General features: G+C 64.4%; 22 protein-coding genes. 10 read left to right on the forward strand and 12 right to left on the reverse strand.

The features are described 5' to 3' along the window. A partial coding sequence (locus AVO45_RS18530; protein WP_420819940.1) for a calcium-binding protein occupies nucleotides 1–462 on the forward strand: 462 nt, incomplete at its 5' end. A 131-nt stretch (nucleotides 463–593) separates the two neighbouring features. On the opposite strand, the gene AVO45_RS19925 is transcribed toward AVO45_RS18530, so the two are convergent. Further along, a complete protein-coding gene (locus tag AVO45_RS19925; protein ID WP_169796028.1) occupies nucleotides 594–869 on the reverse strand; it encodes a hypothetical protein in 276 nt (91 codons plus the stop codon). Nucleotides 870–875: 6 nt separating this feature from the next. Here AVO45_RS19925 and AVO45_RS18535 point away from each other — a divergent pair, with 6 nt between their 5' ends. Genes AVO45_RS18535 through AVO45_RS18550 form a run of 4 tightly spaced genes read left to right on the forward strand, consistent with a single transcriptional unit; the run spans nucleotide 876 to nucleotide 5,206 of the window. Next, nucleotides 876–2,000 (forward strand): ABC transporter permease, encoded by a 1,125-nt coding sequence (locus AVO45_RS18535; RefSeq protein WP_068350027.1) that lies wholly within the window; start codon nucleotides 876–878, stop codon nucleotides 1,998–2,000. A gap of 1 nt (nucleotide 2,001) precedes the next feature. Next, nucleotides 2,002–2,817, forward strand: coding sequence for an ABC transporter ATP-binding protein (locus AVO45_RS18540; protein WP_068350028.1), 816 nt, complete (start codon nucleotides 2,002–2,004; stop codon nucleotides 2,815–2,817). An 8-nt stretch (nucleotides 2,818–2,825) separates the two neighbouring features. Beyond that, a complete protein-coding gene (locus AVO45_RS18545) occupies nucleotides 2,826–4,541 on the forward strand; it encodes an MlaD family protein (RefSeq protein ID WP_068350029.1) in 1,716 nt (571 codons plus the stop codon). Then, nucleotides 4,538–5,206 carry an ABC-type transport auxiliary lipoprotein family protein gene (locus tag AVO45_RS18550; RefSeq protein ID WP_240482177.1) on the forward strand — a complete coding sequence of 223 codons (669 nt, stop codon included), beginning with the start codon at nucleotides 4,538–4,540 and terminating at the stop codon, nucleotides 5,204–5,206. Before AVO45_RS18545 ends, AVO45_RS18550 begins: the two co-directional genes overlap by 4 nt. A 64-nt stretch (nucleotides 5,207–5,270) precedes the next feature. Here the strand turns inward: AVO45_RS18550 and AVO45_RS19545 are convergent, their stop codons facing one another. Together AVO45_RS19545 and AVO45_RS18560 are read right to left on the reverse strand one after the other, a co-directional pair. Then, entirely contained in the window at nucleotides 5,271–5,873 is a 603-nt protein-coding gene (locus AVO45_RS19545; RefSeq protein ID WP_205627916.1) for a YfbK domain-containing protein, read from the reverse strand. Between the two features lie 159 nt (nucleotides 5,874–6,032). After that, the gene (locus AVO45_RS18560; protein WP_068350031.1) at nucleotides 6,033–8,246 is read right to left on the reverse strand and encodes an NADP-dependent isocitrate dehydrogenase; all 2,214 of its coding nucleotides are present in this window, start codon (nucleotides 8,244–8,246) and stop codon (nucleotides 6,033–6,035) included. A gap of 336 nt (nucleotides 8,247–8,582) precedes the next feature. Between AVO45_RS18560 and AVO45_RS18565 the strand changes: the two genes are divergently transcribed. Next, entirely contained in the window at nucleotides 8,583–10,910 is a 2,328-nt protein-coding gene (locus AVO45_RS18565; protein WP_099045754.1) for a Tex family protein, read from the forward strand. Nucleotides 10,911–11,017: 107 nt separating this feature from the next. On the opposite strand, the gene nadC is transcribed toward AVO45_RS18565, so the two are convergent. From nadC to nadA, 3 genes are read right to left on the reverse strand one after another with little or no spacing between them, the layout of a single operon-like run. Continuing rightward, nucleotides 11,018–11,866, reverse strand: coding sequence for a carboxylating nicotinate-nucleotide diphosphorylase (gene nadC, locus AVO45_RS18570; protein ID WP_068350033.1), 849 nt, complete (start codon nucleotides 11,864–11,866; stop codon nucleotides 11,018–11,020). After that, nucleotides 11,863–13,431 carry an L-aspartate oxidase gene (locus AVO45_RS18575; RefSeq protein ID WP_068350035.1) on the reverse strand — a complete coding sequence of 523 codons (1,569 nt, stop codon included), beginning with the start codon at nucleotides 13,429–13,431 and terminating at the stop codon, nucleotides 11,863–11,865. Before AVO45_RS18575 ends, nadC begins: the two co-directional genes overlap by 4 nt. Before the next feature lie 8 nt (nucleotides 13,432–13,439). Further along, nucleotides 13,440–14,492: a quinolinate synthase NadA gene (gene nadA, locus AVO45_RS18580; protein ID WP_068350267.1), complete on the reverse strand. Its 1,053-nt coding sequence runs from the start codon at nucleotides 14,490–14,492 to the stop codon at nucleotides 13,440–13,442. A gap of 259 nt (nucleotides 14,493–14,751) precedes the next feature. On the opposite strand from nadA, the gene AVO45_RS18585 reads away from it, so the two are divergent. From AVO45_RS18585 to AVO45_RS18595, 3 genes are read left to right on the forward strand one after another with little or no spacing between them, the layout of a single operon-like run. Then, nucleotides 14,752–15,510, forward strand: a complete 759-nt coding sequence (locus tag AVO45_RS18585) for an energy-coupling factor ABC transporter ATP-binding protein (RefSeq protein ID WP_068350037.1) — start codon at nucleotides 14,752–14,754, stop codon at nucleotides 15,508–15,510. Next, nucleotides 15,485–16,093 carry an energy-coupling factor transporter transmembrane component T family protein gene (locus AVO45_RS18590; RefSeq protein WP_068350038.1) on the forward strand — a complete coding sequence of 203 codons (609 nt, stop codon included), beginning with the start codon at nucleotides 15,485–15,487 and terminating at the stop codon, nucleotides 16,091–16,093. Before AVO45_RS18585 ends, AVO45_RS18590 begins: the two co-directional genes overlap by 26 nt. Nucleotides 16,094–16,107: 14 nt before the next feature. Next, on the forward strand, nucleotides 16,108–16,659 hold the full coding sequence (locus AVO45_RS18595; RefSeq protein ID WP_068350039.1) for a biotin transporter BioY: 552 nt from the start codon (nucleotides 16,108–16,110) through the stop codon (nucleotides 16,657–16,659). Between the two features lie 33 nt (nucleotides 16,660–16,692). On the opposite strand, the gene AVO45_RS18600 is transcribed toward AVO45_RS18595, so the two are convergent. The 3 genes from AVO45_RS18600 to AVO45_RS18610 are packed head-to-tail and all read right to left on the reverse strand — an operon-like array spanning nucleotide 16,693 to nucleotide 19,603. Further along, nucleotides 16,693–17,247, reverse strand: coding sequence for a hypothetical protein (locus tag AVO45_RS18600; RefSeq protein WP_068350040.1), 555 nt, complete (start codon nucleotides 17,245–17,247; stop codon nucleotides 16,693–16,695). Beyond that, nucleotides 17,244–18,362, reverse strand: coding sequence for a thiolase family protein (locus AVO45_RS18605; RefSeq protein WP_068350042.1), 1,119 nt, complete (start codon nucleotides 18,360–18,362; stop codon nucleotides 17,244–17,246). The genes AVO45_RS18600 and AVO45_RS18605 overlap by 4 nt, the downstream gene beginning before the upstream one ends. Beyond that, the gene (locus AVO45_RS18610; RefSeq protein ID WP_068350044.1) at nucleotides 18,362–19,603 is read right to left on the reverse strand and encodes a class I adenylate-forming enzyme family protein; all 1,242 of its coding nucleotides are present in this window, start codon (nucleotides 19,601–19,603) and stop codon (nucleotides 18,362–18,364) included. Before AVO45_RS18610 ends, AVO45_RS18605 begins: the two co-directional genes overlap by 1 nt. Before the next feature lie 212 nt (nucleotides 19,604–19,815). Between AVO45_RS18610 and AVO45_RS18615 the strand changes: the two genes are divergently transcribed. Beyond that, the gene (locus tag AVO45_RS18615) at nucleotides 19,816–20,682 is read left to right on the forward strand and encodes a fumarylacetoacetate hydrolase family protein (protein ID WP_068350052.1); all 867 of its coding nucleotides are present in this window, start codon (nucleotides 19,816–19,818) and stop codon (nucleotides 20,680–20,682) included. Nucleotides 20,683–20,768: 86 nt separating this feature from the next. On the opposite strand, the gene AVO45_RS18620 is transcribed toward AVO45_RS18615, so the two are convergent. The 3 genes from AVO45_RS18620 to AVO45_RS18630 are packed head-to-tail and all read right to left on the reverse strand — an operon-like array spanning nucleotide 20,769 to nucleotide 23,802. Next, entirely contained in the window at nucleotides 20,769–22,307 is a 1,539-nt protein-coding gene (locus AVO45_RS18620; protein WP_068350054.1) for a tripartite tricarboxylate transporter permease, read from the reverse strand. A gap of 13 nt (nucleotides 22,308–22,320) precedes the next feature. After that, nucleotides 22,321–22,752, reverse strand: coding sequence for a tripartite tricarboxylate transporter TctB family protein (locus AVO45_RS18625; RefSeq protein WP_068350056.1), 432 nt, complete (start codon nucleotides 22,750–22,752; stop codon nucleotides 22,321–22,323). Between the two features lie 60 nt (nucleotides 22,753–22,812). Continuing rightward, nucleotides 22,813–23,802, reverse strand: a complete 990-nt coding sequence (locus tag AVO45_RS18630; protein WP_068350062.1) for a Bug family tripartite tricarboxylate transporter substrate binding protein — start codon at nucleotides 23,800–23,802, stop codon at nucleotides 22,813–22,815. Nucleotides 23,803–23,853 lie beyond the last annotated feature (51 nt).

Genomic DNA, 23,853 nt, shown 5'->3' on the forward strand with positions numbered 1-23,853 from the left:
GATTCTCTTCTGGGCGGAGAGGACCGCGACACGCTGAAGGGAGAGGCGGGCGATGACCGGCTCTGGGGCGGTGTCGGCTATGACGCGCTCTGGGGTGGGGATGGCGATGACCGGCTCTGGGGCGGCGCGCAGGGGGACCGGATCTGGGGCGACGGCGGCAATGATGCGCTCTGGGGTGAGGCCGGCAATGACGTTCTGGTCGGCGGCCTGGGCCACGATACGCTGTGGGGCGGGGCTGGGAGCGATGTCTTTGTCTTCGGTGCCTTGCACGGCAATGACCGGATCGTCGATTTTGTCCTGGGCGTGGACAAGATCCAGTTGGCCGCTGCCGGACAGGACTATGAGGCCTTGCGCGTTACCGCAGTTGGAGAAAATGCCATGATCGACACGGGATCGGGCACTATCGTGCTCGACGGAGTGGCCCCGTCCAGCCTGAGTAGCTACGATTTCATTTTCTCCTAGGCCGCATTCCTGCTTGGGCGGGGTGTCGGCGGGCATGACTCGCTGGCAACACGCTGCCACGATAACCGCCGCCACAGCGGCAGTGGCGGCGACAAGCCGCCAAAACCGTATCGAAACCGTACCCTCGGCCCCTATGCGGAAATCGAATGCAGCGACAAGGCATGCACCATGTTGCGCATTCGGTGCCGCGGCATCTGCCGACAGCCGAGTTTGTCCGGAGACAGGAAACTCGCGACATTCGGTCGAGAAAATGCCGGTTCCCTTGGCAAAAAAAACCGCACCGCCACGCGGGCGACACGGATGGGGGCAGGCCGGGTTATGAACTGTAACTTTTGGACACGGCCAGCAGAAGAAATGCCTTCCTTTGAAACAAAACCATTGCGGCTTTCAGGCTTGCCCTTTCTCATCTCGCCATGACCCGCCCATCTCTTACATCGGAGCTCACGGCAGGCGGTCTGCTGGTTCGCTTTGCCGGAGAGTTGCTGACACGGTCGATCAGCAGCATCGAGGGCGCATTGGCCGGACTGCGCCCGGCCGGGGACGAGGCCCTGCTTGACCTGTCCGAGGTGGAAGCCCTGGACACCAGTGGCGCGTGGGTGGTTGCCGATCTGCGGCGCAGGCTCGAGGGCGAAGGAATGAAGGTGCAGATCACCGGCATCACGCCGACACAGGCCGCATTGCTCGAAACGGTGACCCGGAACATGCCCAAAGAGCTTGCCCCAGAGGCCCCGCCGGGCGGGTTTGTCGTCTGGCTGGAAAGGCTTGGCGAGCGCGTGGTTGGCGCATGGAAAGACACTCTGTCCATTCTGGGTTTCCTGGGCCTCACCCTGCACAGGCTGCTGCAGGGCATCATCATGCCCTGGCGGCTGCGCGGCGCGTCGCTGTTCACGCAGATGGAAGAAACCGGGTATCAGGCGGTGCCCATCGTCGCGCTCATGGGGTTCTTGATCGGGGTCGTGCTTGCCTTCCAAGGGGCCACGCAACTCCAGCAATTCGGCGCGGAAGTGTTCGTGGTGGAACTCATCTCGATCTCGATGCTGCGCGAGTTGGGCATCCTGCTGACGGCGATCATCGTTGCGGGCCGTTCCGGCTCGGCCTTTACCGCCTCCATCGGCTCGATGAAGGTGCAGGAAGAGATCGATGCGATGCGGACCCTCGCACTCGACCCGATCGAAGTGCTGGTCGTCCCGCGCGTTCTGGCGCTGCTCATCGTGCTGCCGGTTCTGGGCTTCATCGCCGATCTCGCCGGCCTCATCGGGGGCGCTCTGATGAGCTGGATCGACCTGGGCGTCAGCCCCGGGATGTTCATGACGCGGCTGTATGAGAACACCGATGTCTGGCATTTTGCCGTCGGCATGATCAAGGCGCCGTTCTTTGCGCTGGCGATCGGCATAATCGCCTGCTGGCAGGCCATGCAGGTTCAGGGTTCGTCCGAAAGCCTCGGCCGCCGCACGACGGCGTCGGTGGTGCAGTCCATCTTCACGGTCATCGCGCTGGACGCGCTGTTTTCGATCTTCTTCTCGGAAGTGGGGGTCTGACATGGATGGCGCCCCGGACACGCAACCAACCCGCGCCGACGCACAGCGCGAGGCGGTGATCCGCGTGCGCGGCCTGACCAACCGGTTCGGGCCGCAGGTCGTTCACGAGAACCTCGATCTCGACGTCTGGCGCGGCGAGGTCCTGGGCGTGGTCGGAGGTTCGGGCACCGGCAAGTCGGTTCTCCTGCGCAGCATCGTGGGCCTCAACAAGCCGGCCGCCGGCAGCATCGAGGTTCTGGGGGTCGATGTGCTGCACGGCTCAGACGCCGATCGGCGGCGGATCGAGAAAAGTTGGGGTGTGGCGTTCCAGTACGGGGCGCTGTTTTCCTCGCTGACCGTCTTGCAGAACGTCATGGCGCCGATGCGCGAACACCTGAAACTCAGCAAGGGACTGATGCGGGCGCTGGGCGAGTTGAAGATCAGCCTCGTCGGCTTGCCCCTGTCGAGTTGCAACAAGTTTCCCTCGGAACTGTCGGGCGGCATGCGCAAGCGGGCGGCACTGGCCCGCGCGTTGGCGCTGGACCCCGAGATCGTGTTCCTCGACGAGCCGACGGCAGGACTGGACCCGATCGGCGCAGCTGCATACGACGATCTGATCGGCGAGCTTCAACGTGCGCTGGGCCTGACGGTATTCATGGTAACCCATGACCTCGACAGCCTGTACGCGATCTGTGACCGGGTCGCCGTGCTTGCGGAAAAGCGCGTCTTGGTCGAGGGTCCGATAGAGAAGATGGCCACGGTCGATCACCCCTGGGTTCAGGAGTATTTCACCGGCCCGCGGGCGCGGGCGGCAAGCAACAAGGGTCGGGGCAGTTAGGAACGGCGATGGAAACCAGGGCAAACTACATATTGATAGGCGCCTTCACGCTGGCGGGCATTCTTGGCCTATTCGGGTTTCTGCTGTGGCTGGCCAAGGTCGAGGTGACCCGGCAATACGCCTACTACGATGTTCTTTTCGACAACGTTTCCGGCCTGTCCACGGCCGGCGACGTCCGGTTCAACGGGCTACCGGTCGGGCAGGTCGTGTCGCTCAGGCTCGACGAGGACGACCCCTCAAAGGTTCGCGTCCGGCTGGAAGTGGATGCCCAGACTCCGATCAAGACCGACACGATCGCGGAATTGCAGTCGCTCGGGGTGACTGGGGTCAGCTATGTGGCCCTGACAGGTGGATCGCCCGAGGCCGAATTGCTGGAGCCGGGCCAAGTGATTCAAAGCCGACGCAGTGCGCTGCAATCCCTGTTCGAAGGCGCGCCGGAACTTCTCAACAAGGCCATCGACCTGCTGGAGGACCTGCAATCCGTCGTCGATGAACAGAACCGCCAGGCCGTCAACGAACTGCTGGACAATCTCGCCTCGGCCTCCGGCAGGCTCGACAATGCCCTGAGTGACTTCGAAGCCCTTTCCGACGACCTTGGCGGCGCGGCCCGCGAGATCGCGTCTTTTACCGACAGGTTGCGGGAGCTATCGGACACCGCCGAAACCACGCTGGCCACGGCGACCGAGACCCTGACCTCCGCCAAGGATGCCGCTGATACGGCCGTCGGAACCCTCGATACCGCCAAGGAGGCCTTTGCCACAGCCGATGGCCTCATGCAGAACGAACTCTCCGAATTCCTGCAGCGTGGCTCGGAGGCCGCCAGCACGCTGGATACGACCGTCAAGAACCTAGAGCCATCGGTCACGGCCACGGTCCAAGCCGCACAGAGCCTGATCGAAACGAGACTGCCCGAACTGGCCGACCAGGTGCAGGAAACGGCACGGGTTCTGGAAGAGCAGGTCAACACGATCGGAACCGACGCTTCGCAGTTGATGAAACGCTATGACGAAGTGGGCGCCACCGCCCAGGCCCGCCTCGAGCAGGCCGAAAGCGCGATCGCCTCCTTCGAGGGCGCAACGGTCGAGGCGAAACAGGCGATCGAAACCGTCAACGCGGCGGTCCAGCAGGACCTGCCCGGCCTGATGGAAGAGTTGCGTGGTGCCGCCCAGACCGCAAACCGGGTCATCGACGAGGTCGGCACCGAGGTGTCGCAAGTCGCCGATCGGCTGGTGCTGTTCTCGGACGAGGGCAGCGCCGCGCTGGCGGCTGCGACCGAGACCTTTTCCAATGCCAACGACACGCTGGCCGCGATCACAAGCGCGATGGACAGCGCCGAAGTCACGCTTGGCGCCGCGGAAGAAACCTTCAACTCGGTGGGCCGTGTCGTGGACGAGGATCTGGAACCCATCGTGGCCGATGTGCGCGAGGCAGTCGACTCCATCTCGGCCACCGCAACGCGGGTTGCCGACAATTTCGACACGATATCCGTCGAGATCATGGACGCCGCCCATTCGGCATCGGATCTGGTCGGAACCGTGGATGAAATCGTGCAGGAAAACCGCCGCCCGCTGCGGGATTTCCTGCGGTTCGGCCTGCCGCAACTGCAACGCTTCATCGAAGAGTCGCGGCGTCTCGTCGTCAACATGGATCGTCTGGTCGATCGGGTCGAACGCGATCCCGCGCGCTTCCTGCTCGGCACCCAAAGCTCGGAGTTTCGCCAATGAAATGGCCCGCCCGTATGATGGTTGCGCTGGTCGCATTCGTGTCTCTGAACGCCTGCACCGGTCTCGGTTCGCTCACCAAGGCGGTCAAGCAGCCAAACGATCTTTATGTGCTCACGCCCAAGAGCACTTTTTCGCCCGCGCTTCCGCGCGTCAGCAATCAGATAGAGGTCGAAGAGCCTACCGCCACCGCGGCGGTGGATACCGATCGGATCGCCGTTCACCCGACCCCGTTGCAGGTTCAGTATCTGCCGCAGGCCCGCTGGGTGGACCGCGCCCCGCTGCTGGTTCAGGCCTTGCTGATCGAAAGTTTCGAAAACACGGGTAAAGTCGCGGCGGTCGGGCGGTCAGCGGTCGGGTTGCGCGCGGAATACATGATCGTCCCGGAGCTGAGGGAATTTCAGGCGCATGTGGTTCCCGGGGCCAGCCAAGATCAGACGCTTCGGGTAAATGTCCGGCTGAACATCAAGATCGTGGACGCCTACGAGGATCGGATCATCGGGTCGCGCTCGTTCCAGGAATACCAGCCGTCAGCCAGCGATGCGGCGCCGGATCTGGCCGCAGCATTCGACGAGGCCCTCGGGGATGCCATGCGCGATGCGGTCGAATGGAGCATTCGCAGCATTTCCGCGCACGCGGCCCGCAACCCGCGACCAACGCTGAACTGACTGCCGAAACAAACGCAAAGGGCCCGGCCACGGCCGGACCCGCGCCTGCATTTTCGGGGCACAGCTACTGCTGAGACAAGGTTTCTGCCAGCCGCATCAGGGTGATGGCCTCGGCGCGGTATCCGAACGGATCGTCACCCTTGCCCGCGCTGGCCAGCGCGATGGCGTCATTGTAGGCCCAGCCGCCCAAATACGCGCCGCCGCGCAGCAACTGGCCGAAACCGGCAATCGCGGTCGAGAAACGCACATCGTCGGAAACCTCACCTGTGCCCGGCAGGATAGGCTGCTCGATCAAGCGGCTATCCGTCTCGCCGGCTGTCATGTAGCGCAGCTTGAAATAGCCGATCTCGTCGGCTTCTTCAGGCGCATCTTCGGTGGCATAGCGCAGTGGGCCATTTCGCACCGCATCCGACCCGACATCCTCGGCCGCGTTGAAGATGACGCGGTAGAGCCATGTGGTGAACTTGGCGTCGCCCCGGAAACTCGCGAACTTGGCAGGCAGGGCGGCGCAGATATCCTGAACAAGATCCTCCGCAGCCTCGGCCCGCCCCGTCAGGCGAAAGGCCAGACGAAACATCCGGTCATAGTGCCGCGTCAGCAACGTGGCAAAGGCGTCCCTGTCAGCGCTGGCCGCCGCCCGGGCTAATGCCTCGTCCGAGGTCATCATCCGCATAACGATTGGTAGGACGCGGCCGAAAGGTCAATCCTTGGTGAGAATTGTAACTTTCTTCGGTTTCCCCGATTCCGGGAAATCATTTTGGGCCGGAATGACGAAAAAGCCCCCGGAAAACTCCGGGGGCTCTTTGAGTTCCCAAAGCGGGAAGGATCAGCCGATGATGGCGTTCAGCGTGGCCGAAGGGCGCATGACCGCCGCGGTCTTTGCCGGGTCGGTGTGGTAGTACCCACCCAGATCGACCGGCTTGCCCTGAACGGCCAGCAGCTCGCCCAGGATCTGCTCTTCCTTGTCGGCCAACTCCTTGGCAATCGGCGCGAAATGCGCGGCCAGTTCGGCATCGTCGGACTGCGCGGCCAGCGCCTCGGCCCAGTAGCGGGCGAACCAATAGTGGCTGTCGCGGTTGTCCGGCTCGCCGACCTTGCGGCTGGGCGAGCGGTCGTTGTCCAGGATGCCCTGCGTCGCGGCCTCTGCCGCGGCCCCGAGAACACCGGCCTTGGCGTTGCCCTTGCTGTCGGCGAGGAAGTTCAGCGACTCGCCCAGGGCGCAGAATTCACCCATCGAGTCCCAGCGCAGGTGGTTTTCCTCAACCAGCTGCTGGACGTGCTTGGGGGCCGAGCCACCAGCACCGGTTTCGAACAGGCCGCCACCGTTCATCAGCTTGACGATCGACAGCATCTTGGCCGAAGTGCCCAGTTCGAGGATCGGGAACAGATCGGTCAGATAGTCGCGCAGCACGTTGCCGGTGATCGAGATGCTGTCCTTGCCGGCGGTGATGGTTTCCAGCGTCTGGCGGGTCGCCTCGCGCGGGGCCAGGATCTGGAACTTGTCGGCCACGCCTGCGGCCTCGAGCGCCGGCTTGACGTATTTGATCAGCTCGGCGTCATGGGCGCGGTTCTCGTCCAGCCAGAAGATCGCCTCGGAGCCGGTCAGGCGCTGACGATCCATCGCCAACTGGATCCAGTTCTCGATCGGGGCTTTCTTGGCGGTGCAGGCGCGCCAGATGTCCCCCTTCTCGACCTCGTGCGAATGCAGAAACTCGCCATTGGCCAAGACGACCCGGATCGTGCCGTCAGCGGGTGCCTCGAAGGTGGTCGGGTGGCTGCCGTATTCCTCGGCCTTCTGCGCCATCAGGCCAACATTCGCGACCGAACCGGCAGTTGCCGGGTTCAGCGCGCCGTTCGCCTTGAAGAAATTGATGGTCTCGTCATAGACGGTGGCATAGCAGCGGTCGGGGATCACACAGTTGGTGTCGCCCTTCTTGCCGCTTTCGTCCCAGCCCTTGCCGCCCGCGCGGATCACGGCGGGCATCGAAGCATCGATGATCACGTCCGACGGCACGTGCAGGTTGGTAATGCCCTTGTCGCTGTCCACCATGTACATCGACGGACGCTCGGCCTTGATCGCCTCGATTGCGGCCATGATCTCGGCGTCATCCTTGACGCGGTTCAGCAGGTCGCCCAGGCCCGAGTTCGGGTTGACGCCCAGCTGCGCCATGCGGTCGCCGAATTTCTCGAACACCGGCGCCAGCCACGCCTTGACGGCATAGCCGAAGATGATCGGGTCACTGACCTTCATCATCGTCGCCTTCAGGTGCAGCGAGAACATGGTGCCGTCTTTCCTGGTGTCCTCGATCGCGGCATCCAGGAACTCCGACAGCGCCTTGACCGACATGAAGGTGGCGTCGGCAACGGTACCTTCCTCCAGCGTCCAGCCGTCTTTCAGGACGGTCACGGCGCCATCCTTGCCCACGAATTCGATCCGCGCGTCACCGGCCTGATCTGCGGTGATGGTGGCCGATTTCTCGTTGGCATAGAAATCGTTGCCCGGCATCGACGACACCTTGGTCTTGCTGTCGGCAGACCATTCGCCCATCGAATGCGGGTGCTGCTGGGCATAGCGCTTGACCGCCTTGGCGGCGCGGCGGTCGCTGTTGCCCTCGCGCAGAACCGGGTTCACGGCCGAGCCCTTGATCGCGTCATAACGCGCGCGGATCGCCTTTTCCTCGTCGGTCTTGGGCTCTTCCGGGTAGTTCGGAATGTCATAGCCCTGACCCTGCAATTCCTTGATCGCGGCCACCAGCTGCGGCACCGAGGCCGAGATGTTGGGCAGCTTGATCACGTTGGCGTCCGGCGTCTTCACCAGTTCACCCAGTGCGGCCAGGTCGTCGGGCTGGCGCTGTTCTTCGGTCAGGTTTTCGGGGAAGGCTGCGATGATGCGGCCGGCCAGCGAAATGTCCTTGGTGCCGACGCTTACGCCTGCGGCCGACGCAAAGCTGCGGATGATCGGAAGGAACGACGCGCTCGCCAGCTCGGGCGCTTCGTCTACAATGGTATACAATATATCGAAGTTCGATTTTTCTGCCATATTTCCTTACCTTTTTTTGCCTTTCATGGGGCGTGGGATCCGAGTGTGTGGTGCCACTGTTGCCGTGGCGCGCGCGGAGCGGTTCTGTGGTGACCGGTCCGGGGGTGACTCTGATTTGACAGGCTCCCCTTAAAACACCAAGCGTCCCGGATCAATCGACTGAAGCTGCGCATTTTGCCCCAGTTCGCCAAAAAACGCGTGCGTGATGCTTTTTCGGGCGTCGGTGCGACCGCTTTCCACCGAGGTGCGGGGAATCGGGTGCGGACGCGGTTTTCTTCCGATCCGCATTTCCTGCCCTTTCCCTCTCTCGCAGCGCTGGCTAAGAAGTTCTTCCCTATGCATTCGACGGAGGCCCAGTTGGACCGTATCGCCCGCACCATCGCCACGGAAATCAATGCCCGCCCCGAACAGGTGGACGCGGCGGTCAAGCTGCTGGACGAAGGCGCCACCGTGCCCTTCGTGGCGCGCTACCGCAAAGAGGTGACGGGCGGGCTGGACGACAGCCAGCTGCGCACCCTGTCCGACCGGCTGGCCTATCTGCGCGAGCTTGAGGCGCGGCGCGAGACGATCCTGAACTCGATCAAGGATCAGGGCAAGCTGACCGACGATCTGGCCAAGTCCATCGCCCGCGCCGAGACCAAGGCGCAGCTCGAGGACATCTACCTGCCCTACAAACCCAAGCGTCGCACCAAGGCGATGATCGCGCGCGAAAACGGGCTGGAGCCGCTGGCCGACGCGATCCTGGCCGACCGCAGCGCCGAGCCCGAGGCTCTGGCCCAGGCCTATGTGACCGAGGCCGTCCCCACCACCAAGGACGCGCTGAACGGCGCGCGCGACATCATCACCGAGCGTCTGACCGAAAACGCGGCCCTTCTGGGCGAGCTGCGCAGCTTCATGCAGGCCGAGGCGCTTCTGACCTCGAAGGTGATCGAGGGCAAGGAACAGGAAGGCGCCAAGTTCAGCGACTATTTCGACCATGCCGAGCCCTGGGCCAAGGTGCCTTCGCACCGGGCGCTGGCGATGCTGCGCGCCTCGAAAGAGGGGATCGTGACGTTGGACATCGCCCCTGACCCCGAAACTGGCGCGGCGCGGGCCGAGGCGATCGTGGCGGCCCATCTGCAGACGCGCGGCGACGGGCCGGGCGATGGGTGGCTGCGCAAGGTCGCGGGCTGGACCTGGCGGGTAAAACTGTCGCTGTCGATGATGGTCGAGCTGATGGCCGATCTGCGCAGCCGCGCGCAGGACGAGGCCATTCAGGTGTTTGCCCGCAACCTCAAGGACCTGCTGTTTTCCGCACCGGCTGGCCCGCGGCCGACCCTGGGGCTGGACCCGGGCATCCGCACTGGCGTCAAGGCCGCGGTGGTGGATTCGACGGGCAAGCTGGTGGCGACCGACACGCTGTATCCGTTCCAGCCCAGGAACGATCTGCGCGGCGCGCAGGCCGCCATCCTGAACCTGATCGCCACGCACAAGGTCGAACTGATCGCCATCGGCAACGGCACCGCCAGCCGCGAGACCGAACGGCTGGTGGCCGACACGCTGAAACTGCTGCCCAAGGGGGTGCAGGCGCCCACCAAGGTCGTGGTGTCCGAGGCAGGGGCCTCGGTCTATTCGGCCTCGGAACTGGCCGCGCGCGAGTTTCCCGATCTCGATGTCTCGCTGCGCGGGGCGGTGTCGATCGCCCGCCGCCTGCAAGATCCGCTGGCCGAATTGGTCAAGATCGAACCCAAGAGCATCGGTGTCGGCCAGTATCAGCACGACGTTGACCAACACCGGCTGAGCCAGTCTCTGGAAGCCGTGATCGAGGACGTGGTGAACGCCGTGGGCGTCGATCTGAACACCGCCTCGGCGCCGCTGCTGGCCCATGTCTCGGGCCTGGGCCCCGGCCTGGCCGAAGCAATCGTGACGCATCGCGACCTGAACGGCGCGTTCCGGTCGCGGCAGGATCTGCTGAAGGTCGCCCGCCTTGGCCCCCGCGCCTTCGAGCAATGCGCGGGCTTCCTGCGCATCCGCGACGGGGACGAACCGCTGGACGCCTCGGCCGTCCACCCCGAGGCCTATGACGTGGCTCGCCGCATCGTGCAGGCCTGCGGCCGCGACATCCGGCAGATCATGGGCAATGAAGGTGCGTTTCGCGGCCTGCGCGCCGAACAGTTCGTGGATGAGCGGTTCGGCCTGCCCACGGTGCGCGACATCTTTGCCGAGCTGGAAAAGCCTGGCCGAGATCCGCGCCCCAGCTTCGTTACCGCCAGCTTCAAGGACGGTGTCGAAGAGATCACCGACCTCAAGCCCGGCATGGTCCTGGAAGGCACCGTCACCAACGTTGCCGCCTTTGGCGCCTTCGTCGATATCGGCGTGCATCAGGACGGGTTGGTTCATGTCAGCCAGCTGGCCGACCGCTTCGTCAAGGACCCGCACGAGGTGGTCAAGGCGGGTCAGGTCGTGCGCGTGCGCGTGGTCGAGGTGGACGTGCCTCGCAAGCGGATCGGCCTGTCAATGCGCAAGGATGGAGGAGCCTCGGCCCGCGAGGACAAGGCCGCGTGGGGGCCTTCCCGGAACCAGAGCCAGACGCGACAGAAATCAGGCAAAGGCCCTGCGCAGAAAGGCGGTGAGGGCAATGGCGCGCTGGGCGCGGCCCTGATGGATGCCTTTCGGAAACGTTGAGGCTGGCTGGCCGTATCGAAAGAGCGGCCAAGGTCTGGGAAACGCCCTTTCAAAGGGCGGTTGGAGTGAAGCCCTATTACCCGCGCGAAGGCGACGGGCAGCTTCGTTCAGAAATCCAGGCCCAGGTCCATTGTCCGGTAGGAATGGGTGAGGGCGCCTGACGAGATGTAGTCGACCCCGGTCGCCGCGATGTCGGCGACCGTTTCGCGGGTGACGTTGCCCGAGGCCTCAGCCACCAGCCGCCCGTCGATCATCGCCACCGCTTCGCGCAGCATGTCGGGGGACATGTTGTCGAGCAGCACCGCGTCGGCGCCGCCGACTTCCAGCACCTCGGCCAGTTGTTCCAGATGATCCACCTCGATCTCGACCTTCATCATGTGCGAGGCGGTGGCCTTGGTGGCTTCCAGCACCGCGCGCACGCCACCGGCGGCGGCAATGTGGTTGTCCTTGATCAGGATCGCATCCGACAGCGAATAGCGATGGTTGAAGCCGCCCCCATGCAGCACGGCCTGTTTTTCGACGATCCGCAGACCGGGTGTGGTCTTGCGCGTGCAGGTGATGCGGGCTTTGGTGCCTCGTGTCTCGGCGACCAGCGCTGCCGTCTGTGTCGCGATCCCGCAGAGCCGCCCGGCAAAGTTGAGGGCAACACGCTCGCCGCTCAGGATCGACGCGGCGCTGCCCCGGATTTCCATCAGCGTATCGCCCTTGGAACAAGTGTCGCCATCGGCGACGAAAGCGGAAACGTCCAGCGTCGGGTCCACCAGTCGAAACGCCAGCCCGGCCACCTGCATGCCGGACACCACCACATCCTCGCGCGCGTTCAGGCGGGCGGTATAGGTGGTTCCCGAGGAGATCACGGTGCGGGTGGTGATATCGCCGTAACTGCCCAGATCTTCCATCAGGGCGGCCCGCACCAGCGGTTCCAGGATCAGGTCGGGGAGGGCAGCGTGGCTCATGCGATGTCCTTTGCAAGTTCGTCCCGAAGCGCCATGGCTTCGCGCAGCGTCATCCGCGACCTCCGGCCGGGCGCCTGCAGGGTCTCGGGAAAGTCGGATCGGTAATGTGCCCCACGACTTTCTTCGCGCAGCAGTGCGGCGGCAGCGATCAGCGTGGCGGTCGCAGTCATGTTGCGGAAACTGTCGTCAGTCCCATGCGCGGCCTCGAGCCGGGCAATACCGGTCAGTGCGGCCTGCAACCCTGCCGCGTCGCGCACGACGCCCACCTTGTCCGTCATCGTCTGGCGCAGAGCGGCAACGGTCTGCGGATCGGGTGTGGTGCCGCCGGGTTCGAAGCTCACCTCCACCTCGGGGGCGTCGTCGGCGGCAGCCACGGTATCCGCGATGTCAAGCGCGCAGGCGCGGGCAAAGACCAGCGCCTCGAGCAATCCGTTCGAGGCAAGCCGGTTGGCACCGTGCAACCCGGTCGAAGCCGCCTCGCCGCAGGCCCAGAGATTGCCCAGCGACGCGCGCCCTTTCAGATCGGTGGCAATGCCGCCCATGTGATAATGCGCCGCCGCCGCGACCGGAATCGGATCGGTTATGGGATCAATTCCATTTCGGATGCAGGCCTGTGCGACCGAGGGGAACAGGTCGGTAATCCGGTCGCCGATCGCCCTTCGGGTATCCAGCGCCGGGCGATTGCCTGCCTGAGTCTGGGCATAGATGGCGCGCGCCACCACGTCGCGCGGGGCAAGCTCGGCGTCGGGATGCACGTCGGGCATGAACCGATGGCCGTTCCGGTCGATCAGAACGGCGCCCTCACCACGCAATGCCTCGGTGGCAAGCGGCGCAGGATCCTCGCCCGCGTCGATGGCGGTCGGGTGGAACTGGACGAACTCGGCATCGGCGATCTCGGCCCCGGCGCGGGCCGCCATGCCGATCACCTGCCCCCGGATGCGGGGCGGATTGGTGGTCAGCGCATAGAGCCCTCCTGATCCACCGCCTGCCAGCAAAAAGGCCGGGCCACGCAGCAATACGGGCTGTGAACCTTCCGGTGAGGAAGACGTCAGAACAACGCCGGTAACGCGCGTGCCATCGGTTTCCAGCCGTACCGCCTGCGCCCCTTCGAGAACCTGCACCGAGGGTGTCTTGCGCAGCTCGGCGATCAGCGCCCGCATGATCTCGGCCCCGGCCTGGTCGCCCTTGACCCGGACCACGCGCGCGATGCTGTGGGCGGCCTCGCGCGACAGGACGTAGTCGCCGCTGGCCGTCCGGTCGAAACCGGTGCCCAGATCCGTCAGGTCGAGGATGTGGTCGCGGGCGGCGCGGGTGACGTAATCCGCCACCTCTCGCAGAACGGCGCCTGCGCCGGCGCGCTCTGTATCCTCGGCATGGGCCTCGGGGCTGTCGGCGGGATTCATCGCGGCCGCGACGCCCCCTTGGGCCCAGGCCGAACTTGCGCCGGTTCCCAGGGGGTCAGGGGAAATCAACACCACCGGGCGCGGGGCCAGTTTCAACGCCGCATAGACCGCGGCCAGACCCGCACCGACGATGACCACCCGGTCGGTGGTGACGGTCCGCATCGGCGTCTTCAGAGCCCCAGCTTGCGGCTGAGGTCGATCATGCGCTGAACCGACAGCCGCGCCTTGTCGGCGACGGCGGGGTCCACCTCGACCTGGCCGGTCATGGTGTCGAGTGCAAAAAGAACCTTCTCGAGCGAGATCTTCTTCATGTAGGGGCACATGTTGCACGGGCCGACGAACTCGACCTCGGGCAATTCGTCCGCGATGTTCGACGCCATCGAGCACTCGGTAATCAACAGCGCCTTTTCCGGCTTCTCGTCGGTGACATATTTGATGATGCCGCTGGTCGAGCCCGAGAAATCCGCCTCGGCCACCACGTCGGGCGGACATTCCGGGTGCGCGATCAGCCGGGTGCCGGGGTTCCATTCGCGGAACTCGCGCAGATCCTGTGCGGTGTATTGCTCGTGGACGATGCACGATCCTTCCCACCAGACCACGTTCTTCTGCGGCACCTGCCTGGCCACGTTCTGCGCCAGATACTGGTCCGGCGTCATGATCACCGTGTCGCTCTCCTGCGCCGCGACGATCTGCGCGGCGTTGGACGAGGTGCAGCAGATGTCGGATGCCGCCTTCACCTCGGCGGTGGTGTTCACGTAGGAGACGACCGGAGCGCCGGGATAGCGGCGGCGCATTTCTTCGACACCCTCGGCGGTGATCGATTCGGCCAGAGAACAGCCCGCCTCCATGTCCGGCATCAGCACGGTTTTCTCCGGGCTGAGGATCTTGGAGGTTTCGGCCATGAAATGCACGCCGCATTGCACGATAACGTCCGCCTCGACCTCGGTTGCCTTGATGGCCAGCTGCAAACTGTCGCCCACGAAATCCGAAACACCGTGAAAGATCTCGGGCGTCATGTAGTTGTGGCCCAGAATGACGGCGTTCCGCTCTTTCTTGAGCGCGTTGATGGCCCTGACGTAGGGTGCATAGATTGCCCAGTCAGCCGGTGAAACCACGCGGCTCATGCGGGCGTAGATGTCGCTCATCTCGGCCGCCAGTTCCGGCGAGGGTGCGAGATCGTATTTTTCGGAGAGAGTTGCGCGCAGCGCGGGGAGGTCGAACACGGGTCTGTATTTTCTGCCTGTTAGATCGGTGTTCAGATAGTCCATTTGCAGGGGGATTTCCACCCTTTGATTCGGAACGCCGTTCTTGGCCCGCCGACGGGCGATCGATCTTCGGGGGCAGGCATGTCGCGCGAGCCATCCTGTGGCTTGTGGTGTCGGCAGGGGCGGCACCCGGACGGATATCCTTGCGCATCACCCTGTTGTTCAGACAAAATGTTTGCTCTGGCCGCCGTCAGAGTTTACGCAGTGAACCGACAAGATGAATGCCCCCCTGGACATACCGCTCCACACCCGGACATGCGCGCGCCTCGAAATGGCGGGGGTGTGCTATGGCAAGGCCGGGGTCGATATCCTGAAGGATATTGCACTGGACCTGAGCGTTCGGCGCGTCGGCATCGTAGGGCGTAACGGATCCGGGAAATCGACGCTTGTACGTCTTCTCTGCGGCCTGATCGCACCCGACAGGGGTCACGTCCGGGTGGACGGAGTGGATTGCTTTGCGGACCGCCGGGCGGCGTTGCGCACGGTGGGCATCCTGTTTCAGAACCCCGATCACCAGATCATCTTTCCCACGGTTGGCGAAGAAGTCGCCTTTGGCTTGCGCCAATTGGGTCATTCCAAGTCCGAGGCACAGCAGCTGGCTCGCGCGACGCTCGACCGTTTCGGCCGGGCGGATTGGTATGACCGTTCGGTTCAGGCGCTGTCGCAGGGGCAACGGCATCTGGTCTGCCTGATGTCCGTTCTGGCCATGCAGCCCAAAGTCATCATCCTGGACGAGCCGTTTTCCGGGCTCGACATTCCCACCACCCGGGCCCTGCGCCGCGAGTTGGATGGGATCGAGGCGACACTGGTGCATGTCACGCATGACCCCGTCAGCCTGGCGGACTATGACCACGTCATCTGGTTGTCCGAGGGACGGATCGAAGAGCAGGGCTCGGCCGAATCTGTATTGGCGCGATTCGTCGAGCGCATGGAGCGGGAAGGAGAGCAAGATGCTTTCGCTGACTTCTCCGGTTAGGACGCCCTATCACCGGCTTCCCGCCGGGCCGAAGCTGCTGGTGCTGTCGCTGGTCACCTTCCTGCTGTTCGCGGTCGAGACATGGGTTTTCATGTTGGCGGCGCTGGCAGTCGTTGCGCTGTTGTTTGCGATCCCCGGCCGCCCGTTCTGGACAGAGGGCCTGCGCCTGCTGCGGCCGGTTTCGTTTTTCGTGGCGATTGTCTTGGTCTGGCACATCGCCACGGGTGATGTCGGGGCCGGTGTCACGATCTGTCTGCGTCTGGTCGTCGCGATTTCGCTTGCCAATCTGGTGACGTTGACGACGCGGATGGAAGACATGCTGGACGTGGTGCGAAAGCTCTTCGCGCCCTTGCGGCGGTTTGGCCTTTCGCCCGACATTCTTGCCTTTTCGGTTGCGCTGGTGGTTCGTTTCGCGCCGGTCCTGCTGGAAAAAGGGTCCCGATTGGCCGAAGCATGGCGCGCCCGGAGTGCGCGGCGGGCGCGCTGGAACATCATCCTTCCCCTGACGCTGATCGCGCTCGACGATGCCGATCACGTCTCCGAGGCCCTGCGCGCCCGGGGCGGGCTGGACACTGGTTACTGAGGAGAACGCAGAACATGGAAAAGAACGTGGTGTTGATCGCCTTGTTTGCCGCGCTGATCGCGGTGCTGGGGATGATCCCAAAGATCGATCTGATCTCGGGCGTTCCGATCACCGCGCAGAGTTTGGGTGTGATGCTCTGCGGTACCGTTCTGGGGGCGCGGCGCGGTGCGCTGGCCGTATTGCTGTTTCTGCTGCTGGTGGCGCTGGGGCTGCCACTGCTGGCCGGTGGCCGCGGGGGCCTAGGCCTGTTCGTTTCGCCCTCGGCGGGGTTCCTCATCGGCTTTCCGCTTGCGGCATTTGTTACCGGACTCGTGGTCGAAAAGGCCGTCGGCCTCCCGCTGGCCGCCGCCGCATTCCTGGGGGCCGTTCTGGGCGGTATCGTTGCGCTCTACATCCCCGGTATCATCGGCATGGCGATCACGCTGGACAAGTCGCTGCCCGAGGCGGCGATGCTGGCGCTGCCCTTCCTGCCCGGTGACCTGATCAAGGCGGGGATCGCCGGGGTGCTGACCTCGGCCCTGGCCAAGGCACGCCCCGAGGCGCTGCTGTCGCGCGCCGCGCACTGACCGGCCGACCGACTCTGCCGGTCCGTTTGCCCGTTAGCCCGGCTTGCGGATCGGCCCGTTCACTTCCAGGTCACCGGCTTCGACGATCTCGCACAGAATCCCGCGCAGCCGCAGCGGCTTGTTGCGTGGATCGTTGATCCATTCGACCGAATCCGCCCCATAGCGCGTGCGCCATTTCACGCAGGCATCGTTGAAAACATCCGATACCCGCAACAGCGCGGACCCCGCTTGTAGCAGGCTTCCGGTCGGCAGGTTTTCCTCCGACAGGTTCAGGTCCGCGATGATCGTATCGCCGGGATGCGGTATTTCCGGGCCGCGGCGACAGACCGCGTGATAAACTCGGGCCCCGAGTATGCAGACCTGGATGCGCCTGTCAGGATTGCCCTGCGCGTCTCGCAACCAGGCCTTGTCGCGCCAGCGGTCTCCGACGACGCCACGCTCGGGACAGAACGAGATCCGTTCGGCAAAGACCCGTTGCCTGAAATCCGGGCGGTAGCAGATCACCTCGGCCCTCGCCTCGTCCTTCGGCGCGGCCGAGATGGATGGCAACAACGCATCCAGTTCGGCTCGGGTTGCAAAATCCGTCATGCTTCGTTCCACTCCAGAACCAATGCCGTTCCCAGGCCGCCTGCCGCCGCGATTGCCGCCAGCCCCAGGCCGCCGGTCCGCATGAGGTCATGAAACAGACGCACGGCGAGTATGGTCCCCGAGGCGCCGATCGGGTGCCCCCGGGCCAGAGCGCCGCCCCTGCGGTTCACGATCTCTTCCGAGAGACCGGCCTGTTCGACGCAGGCGATGGCCTGCACCGCGAATGCCTCCATGATCTCTGCCTGCGCCAGATCCGATGGAGACAGCGACAGACCGTCGAGTGTTTCCCTGATGGCCGCGACCGGAGCGATGCCGGGCAGTTCGGGCGGGCCGCCGCGGGAGGCCCCGCCCAAGATCGTTGCACCGGACCGGCCCAACTCTTTCCGGACCCGCTCTGACACGACAAGGCAAAATGCCGCGCCATCTGCCGCGACTGCCATGTTGGCCGTCGTGATCGAGCCGCAGACCACCGGCGCCCGGGCGCACAGGCGCGGACCAAGCCGCCGTGTGAACGGATCACATTGGCCCTGGTCGGGCTGCAAAGGCAGGATTTCCCGCGCAAGTTCGTCGCGCGCGGCCAGTGCTTTCTGGTGGCTGCAAATGGCCCATTCGTCCTGCCTGCCGCGGCCTATGTCCAGCTGTTTCGCCAGGGCCTCGGCGGCTTCGGCCATGTCCGGGTCACGGTCGGGCCACGGAGCAAAGGGTGGCTGGTCGTAGGGTTGTGGCTCCGATCCGTCGGCAAAGCTGCGCATCCGGATCGGCCTGCGTGAATAGCTCTCGACCCCGCCGGCCAGCACCACCTCGGCCTGACCGGCCAGCACCATCGCACGGGCCAGCATCAGCGCATCCAGCCCGCCGCAGCATTGCCGGTCTATGCTGAGACCGCCGACCCGCTCGGGCAGGCCTGCCTGCAAGGCCGCAAGACGCGCAGGGTTGCCGCCGCCGCCCATGGCGTTGCTCACGATGACCTCGTCCACCTGGTCGGTGCCTAGACCGGCATCCTCGAGACAGGCCAGAAGCACCGGCGCGGCCAGTTCGTGCAGTTCGAGCCCCGCCAAGGCGCCACCTCGGGAGGCGACGATCGTACGTCGGGCTGCGATGACATGCGCCTGCATCAGGTCAACTCTTCCAGTCGCTGTGCAAGCTGCCGCAGGTCGGTCTTGCCGGACGAGAGGCGAGGCCAGTCCTTCAGACGGATCAGTTTGCGCGGCGCCTTCATAGTCCCCAGTTTGCGGCGACACTCGGCCTGCAAATCTGCAAGGCCTTGACGACCCAGGGCCGCATCGACGAACGCTACCGGAACTGCACCCCGTTTGGGATCCTGACGGGGTAGGACCGCAGCTTGTGAAACATTCGGTTGCTCGCGCAGGAAAGCCTCGATCTCCTCGGGGCAGACATTCTGGTCGGCCACGGTGAACATGCGGTTGATGCGTCCTGTCAGGAACAGGTTCCCCCGCCCGTCGCGATATCCCAGATCGCCGACCGTGAGATAACCGTCGCGCCAGCGCGTGTCAGGCGACTGCCCGGCGGCGTAGCCGTGGAACAGATACGGGCTTTGCACCCAGATCAACCCGATCTCGCCCGGCCCGCAGTCTGCCCCCTCGGGCGTCGATATTCGGATCTCGACACCGGGATAGGCCCGCCCGATCGAGCTTGGCGGGCAGGTGTCGTCGGAAATAGTCACAAAACTGGTCTCGGAGGCACCGTAGAACACCGATATCCGAGCCGCTGGGAACATCTGCGCAGCCCGGCACTTCGTCTCCTCGTCCAGAAAACCTCCGCCCACGGAAAGCCTGCGCAGCGACGGCAGGGACGTGTCGCCTGCCGCATCGCCCAATTGCCGCAACTGGGTCGGCGTCACATAGAGGACGGTCGGCTGAATGCCCTGCAATTCCACCCATTGGCGGCGTGGGGTTAGGTCAGAAAGGATGCTCACCCGCGCACCTATGTGCAATCCTTCGATCAGAGCGTAGAGAGACAGGGAATGCTGCAGGCCGCCGACCACCGCATAGACATCCGCCGGGCCCAGATCCCAAAGCCGCGAATTGACCTCGAAACTTGCGATCCACGACCGGTGACTGCGCCGGATCAGTTTCGGCGCAGCGGTGGTTCCCGAACTGGAGCACTGGAAGAAACCTGCCTCGCCGCTCCTTTCGGCGGGTTGCCCCGTTGCCTGACCAATGCAGAATTCCTGCCCTCTCGCCAGGCAGGTCAGCAGTTGAGGAACAGCATCGCCTACAGGTTTTGGGAGGATGAAGCGCACACACCCGTCCTGTGACAGGTCTTCGGCCGTTGCATCCAGCGGAAGGCGACGACCCGGCAGATAGAGTTCAGCTTGCGGGTGAATTCGAAACAAGGTGCGGTTTTTCCCCGGTGCCGATGGTGGGTTCTCGGCCAATTCTAGATACCGGGGATGGAGTTGCCAAACCAGATTTGACCGGTTGCGCGCTTCGGCCCTCGGGATGTCGGGCCCCCGCAGGAGCCGAAAACCCTTCTATACGGTCGGAGAAAGACGTTTTACAGTCGCGCCGAAATCGAGTGCCGGAATGAGCTGAGGGGGATGATAGATTGAAACTGCTGCGATATGGGCCGGTTGGTGCGGAAAGGCCCGGTCTTCTGGATGATGCCGGGCGTGTGCGCGACCTGTCCGACCATGTGGCGGACATAGCCGGTGATGCGCTGTTGCCGGAAACCATTGCGCGCCTGTCGGCACTGAAACCCGAGGATCTGCCCTTGGTGGAGGGCATCCCTCAGCAGGATTTGCGCCTTGGGCCTTGCGTGGGACAGGTGGGCAAATTCGTCTGCATCGGCTTGAACTACGCCGATCATGCCGCCGAGGCCGGAATGGACATACCGCCCGAACCGGTGATCTTCAGCAAGTGGACTTCAGCCATCTCGGGGCCGGACGACGGCGTGGAAATTCCCCGCGGCGCGGAGAAGACCGACTGGGAGGTCGAGCTGGGCATCGTGATCGGCAAGGGCGGCCGATACATCGAAGAAAGCGATGCGCTGGGCCATGTTGCAGGGTTCTGCGTGGTCAATGACGTGACGGAGCGCGACTACCAGTTCAACCGCGCAGGCACTTGGGACAAGGGCAAGGGAAACGACACTTTCGGCCCCATCGGCCCGTGGCTGGTCACCCCCGACGAGGTGGGAGATTACGACAGCCTCAAGATCTGGCTCGAGGTGGACGGGCACCGGTATCAGGACGGCACGACCGCGACGATGGTCTACAAGGTGCCGCACCTGATCTCGTATTGCAGCCAGTTCATGAGCCTGCAGCCGGGCGACATCATCTCGACGGGAACGCCTCCCGGTGTGGGCATGGGGCAAAAGCCACCGGTCTACCTGAAAGGCGGCGAGGTGATGCGCCTGGGCATCGAGGGGCTGGGCGTGCAGACACAGGCCGTCAGGGTTTGGACGCCCGGCGACTGACTGACACCGGAAATCCGATCAGGCGGAAAGGCAAAAAGGCGGCACCACCGGGGTGCCGCCTATTTCCTTCTGGTCAGAAACGAGCCTCAGTCGGAAATCGCCCCTTCCTCGTCCCGTCGCGCATGCATCCGCGCCCGGATCACCCGCCCGACGAACAGCGGCAGGATGAAGCCGACAAAGGCGATGACCCACAGCGTGATCGACAGCGGGCTGTCGACCAGCGTCCACCAGTCTCCGTTCGAGATCGTCACCGCCCGGCGCAGGTTGTTCTCCATCGTGTTGCCCAGAAGGGTGCCAAGGATGATGGGCACCAGCGGGACGTCGAGCTTGCGCAGGACCCACCCCGCGACGCCAAAGCCGATCATGACCAGCAGGTCAAAGCTAGACCCCGAGATGCCGTAGATGCCGACAAAGCTGACCATGGCGACGATGGGCATGAGGATGCGCGGCGGCACCATCAGCACGCGGGTGAACAGGCCCACCATCGGGATGTTCATGGCCAGCAGCATGATGTTGGCGATGAACAGCGCAGCGATCAGGCCCCAGACCACGTCGGGATTGTTTGCGAACAGCAGCGGTCCCGGTGTGATGTTCAGCGACAGCAGCACCGCCAGCAGCACTGCGGTCGTCCCCGACCCCGGAACGCCCAGCGACAGCATCGGCACCAGCGCGCCCCCGGCCGCCGCATTGTTGCCCGCCTCGGGCGCGGTGACGCCGCGCGGATCGCCGGTGCCAAAGGTGTTTTCCCGGTCAACCAGCCGTTTCTCCATCGAGTAGGAGATGAACGAGCCAAGCGATGCCCCGGCCCCTGGCAGGACCCCGGCGACGAAGCCCAAGGCCGAGGTGCGCAGCATCGTCGGCGTGCAGGCCTTCAGAACGCCCGGCGCAGGGGTCAGGCGGCCGATGACAACCTTCCTGGTGTCGGCCTCGGCGCTGCCGTGGCGGTGCTCGAGAAAGATGAACACTTCCGACAGCGCGAACAGCCCCACGATGGCGACAAGGAAATCGATCCCGTCATACAGGTGCACCTCGCCGAAGGTCAGGCGGGGCACGCCGGTCTGGGTGTCCACGCCGATCATCGCAAGGCCCAGCCCCAGCATCGCGGCAAACGCCGATTTCGCCTGGTTCGAAGATGAGACCCCGCCGAGCGTGGCAAAGGCCAGGGCAAAGAGGGCGAAGTATTCGGCCGGGCCGAACAGCAGCGCGATCTTGACCAGCTGCGGCGCCAATAGAACCAGGCCCCAGGTCGCCAGAAAGGCGCCGACGAAGGACGCGATGCCGGACAGTGACAGGGCCTCGCCCGCGCGGCCGTTCTGCGCCATCGGATAGCCGTCGAGGCAGGTCATCATGGCCGGTTCGTCACCGGGGATGTTCAGCAGGATCGAACTGATCCGCCCACCATACATGGCGCCGTAATAGACCGAGGTCAGCAGGATCAATGAGGGCGTCGCGCCAAGCCCCAAGGTAAAGGCCAGCGGGATCAGGATGGCGACACCGTTCGACGGCCCCAATCCGGGCAATGCGCCCATGACGGTGCCGAGAAAGCAGCCCAGAAGCGCCAGCAGCAGGTTCTGCCAGGTCAGCGCGATCAGAAAACCGTCGGCGAGTGAAGAAAGCGTGTCCATGTCTCAGGCTCCTTCAGAAACCGAGCGGGCCTTTGGCCAGCGACAGGCCAAGGACGAGGTGGAAAACCGTGTAGATGCCCAGCGAGGTCCCGGCACCGACCACGACCGATTGCAGCGGGGCCGTTCCCAACCGCCAGGTCAGATAGGTGGCGGCCAGCGCCGTGGCGATGACAAAGCCAATCTCGGGCAGGAACTCGGCATAGAGGATCATCACGACGATCGCGGCGCCGATCTCGGCCAGCCGTCCGAGGGCGGGCCATTCGGGTTCCTCGTCGGGCCGCAGGATGATGGCCAGCGAGGACAGCGCCAGAATGGACGCAATGATCAGCGGAAAGGCTTTGGGGCCAACCGCGTCGGACAGAAAGCTCTCTTCGATCTGGAGCGTGGCCCAGGCATAGAAACCGGCCAGCAGGAGCCCGAAGGTTCCGAAGATGCGGTCGCTCATGTCTATCTCCCGTAAGGGCCGCGGCGAGGCCGGAATGCCCCGCCGCAGTCAGGTTCCTGGTTACTTGATGATGCCGATCTCGCGCGAGATCGCCTGGATCTTGGCGACCGAGTCGGCCACGAAAGCCTGGAATTCGTCACCCTGCAGGTCCAGCGGGGCCAGACCGTTGGCCGCCATCACTTCCTTCCACTCGTCGCTGGCATAGAGCTCGGCGATCTTGGAAACCCACGCGTTGTAGGCCTCGTCCGACATGCCGCCGGGTGCATAGAAACCGCGCCAGTTGGCGCCGATCGCATCCACGCCCTGTTCCTTGGCGGTCGGGAAATCGGCGAATTCACCCGGCAGGCGTTCGGGCGAAAGCACGGCGATCACGCGGATGTCGCCCGAGTCGACAAAGCCCTTGGCCTCGGAAATGTCACCGGTAAAGGCCTGAACCGAACCGGCCAGCAGCTGGGTCACGGCCTCGCCGCCGCCGTCAAAGGCGATGTACTTGACCGAACGGACATCTTCGATGCCATAGGCATTGGCCGCGATCAGAACCTTCAGGTGATCCCAGCCGCCAACGGCCGAGCCGCCCGCGATGGAAACGGCGGTCGGGTCCGCCTTGATCTGGTCCAGCAGTTCCGGCAGCGTCTGGACCGGGCTGTCGGCGGCCACGGCGATCACGCCGTAGTCGGCGCCGATGGTGGCCAGCCAGCGCACCTGATCCATCGTGTTGCCGGGATATGCGCCCTGCGCCAGACGTGTCGCGGTCGCCGACGAGGCTGCCACGATCAGGTCGTTGTCGTCATTGCGCTTGTTCACCACCTCGGCAAAGGCAACGCCGCCGCCGCCACCGGCAAGGTTCACCACCTGCATCGTCTTGCTGATGAGCCCAAGATCCTGCAGCGACTTGCCGACCTGGCGGCAGGTGAAGTCCCAGCCGCCGCCCGGGTTCGCCGGCGCGATGCATTCCGGGTTTTCCGGCTCGTAGGATTGCGCGGCGGCCATGCTGGCGGCCATGCCGAGTCCCGCCACGGCCAGGGCCATGCGAATGTATTTGAATGCCATGTATTTTCCTCCACATGTTGATCCGGTCCGCGGGTTCCGCAGCCGGATGAT

Origin of the sequence: Ruegeria marisrubri (assembly GCF_001507595.1) — a bacterium.
In the GTDB taxonomy this organism is placed as follows: Bacteria; Pseudomonadota; Alphaproteobacteria; order Rhodobacterales; family Rhodobacteraceae; genus Ruegeria; species Ruegeria marisrubri.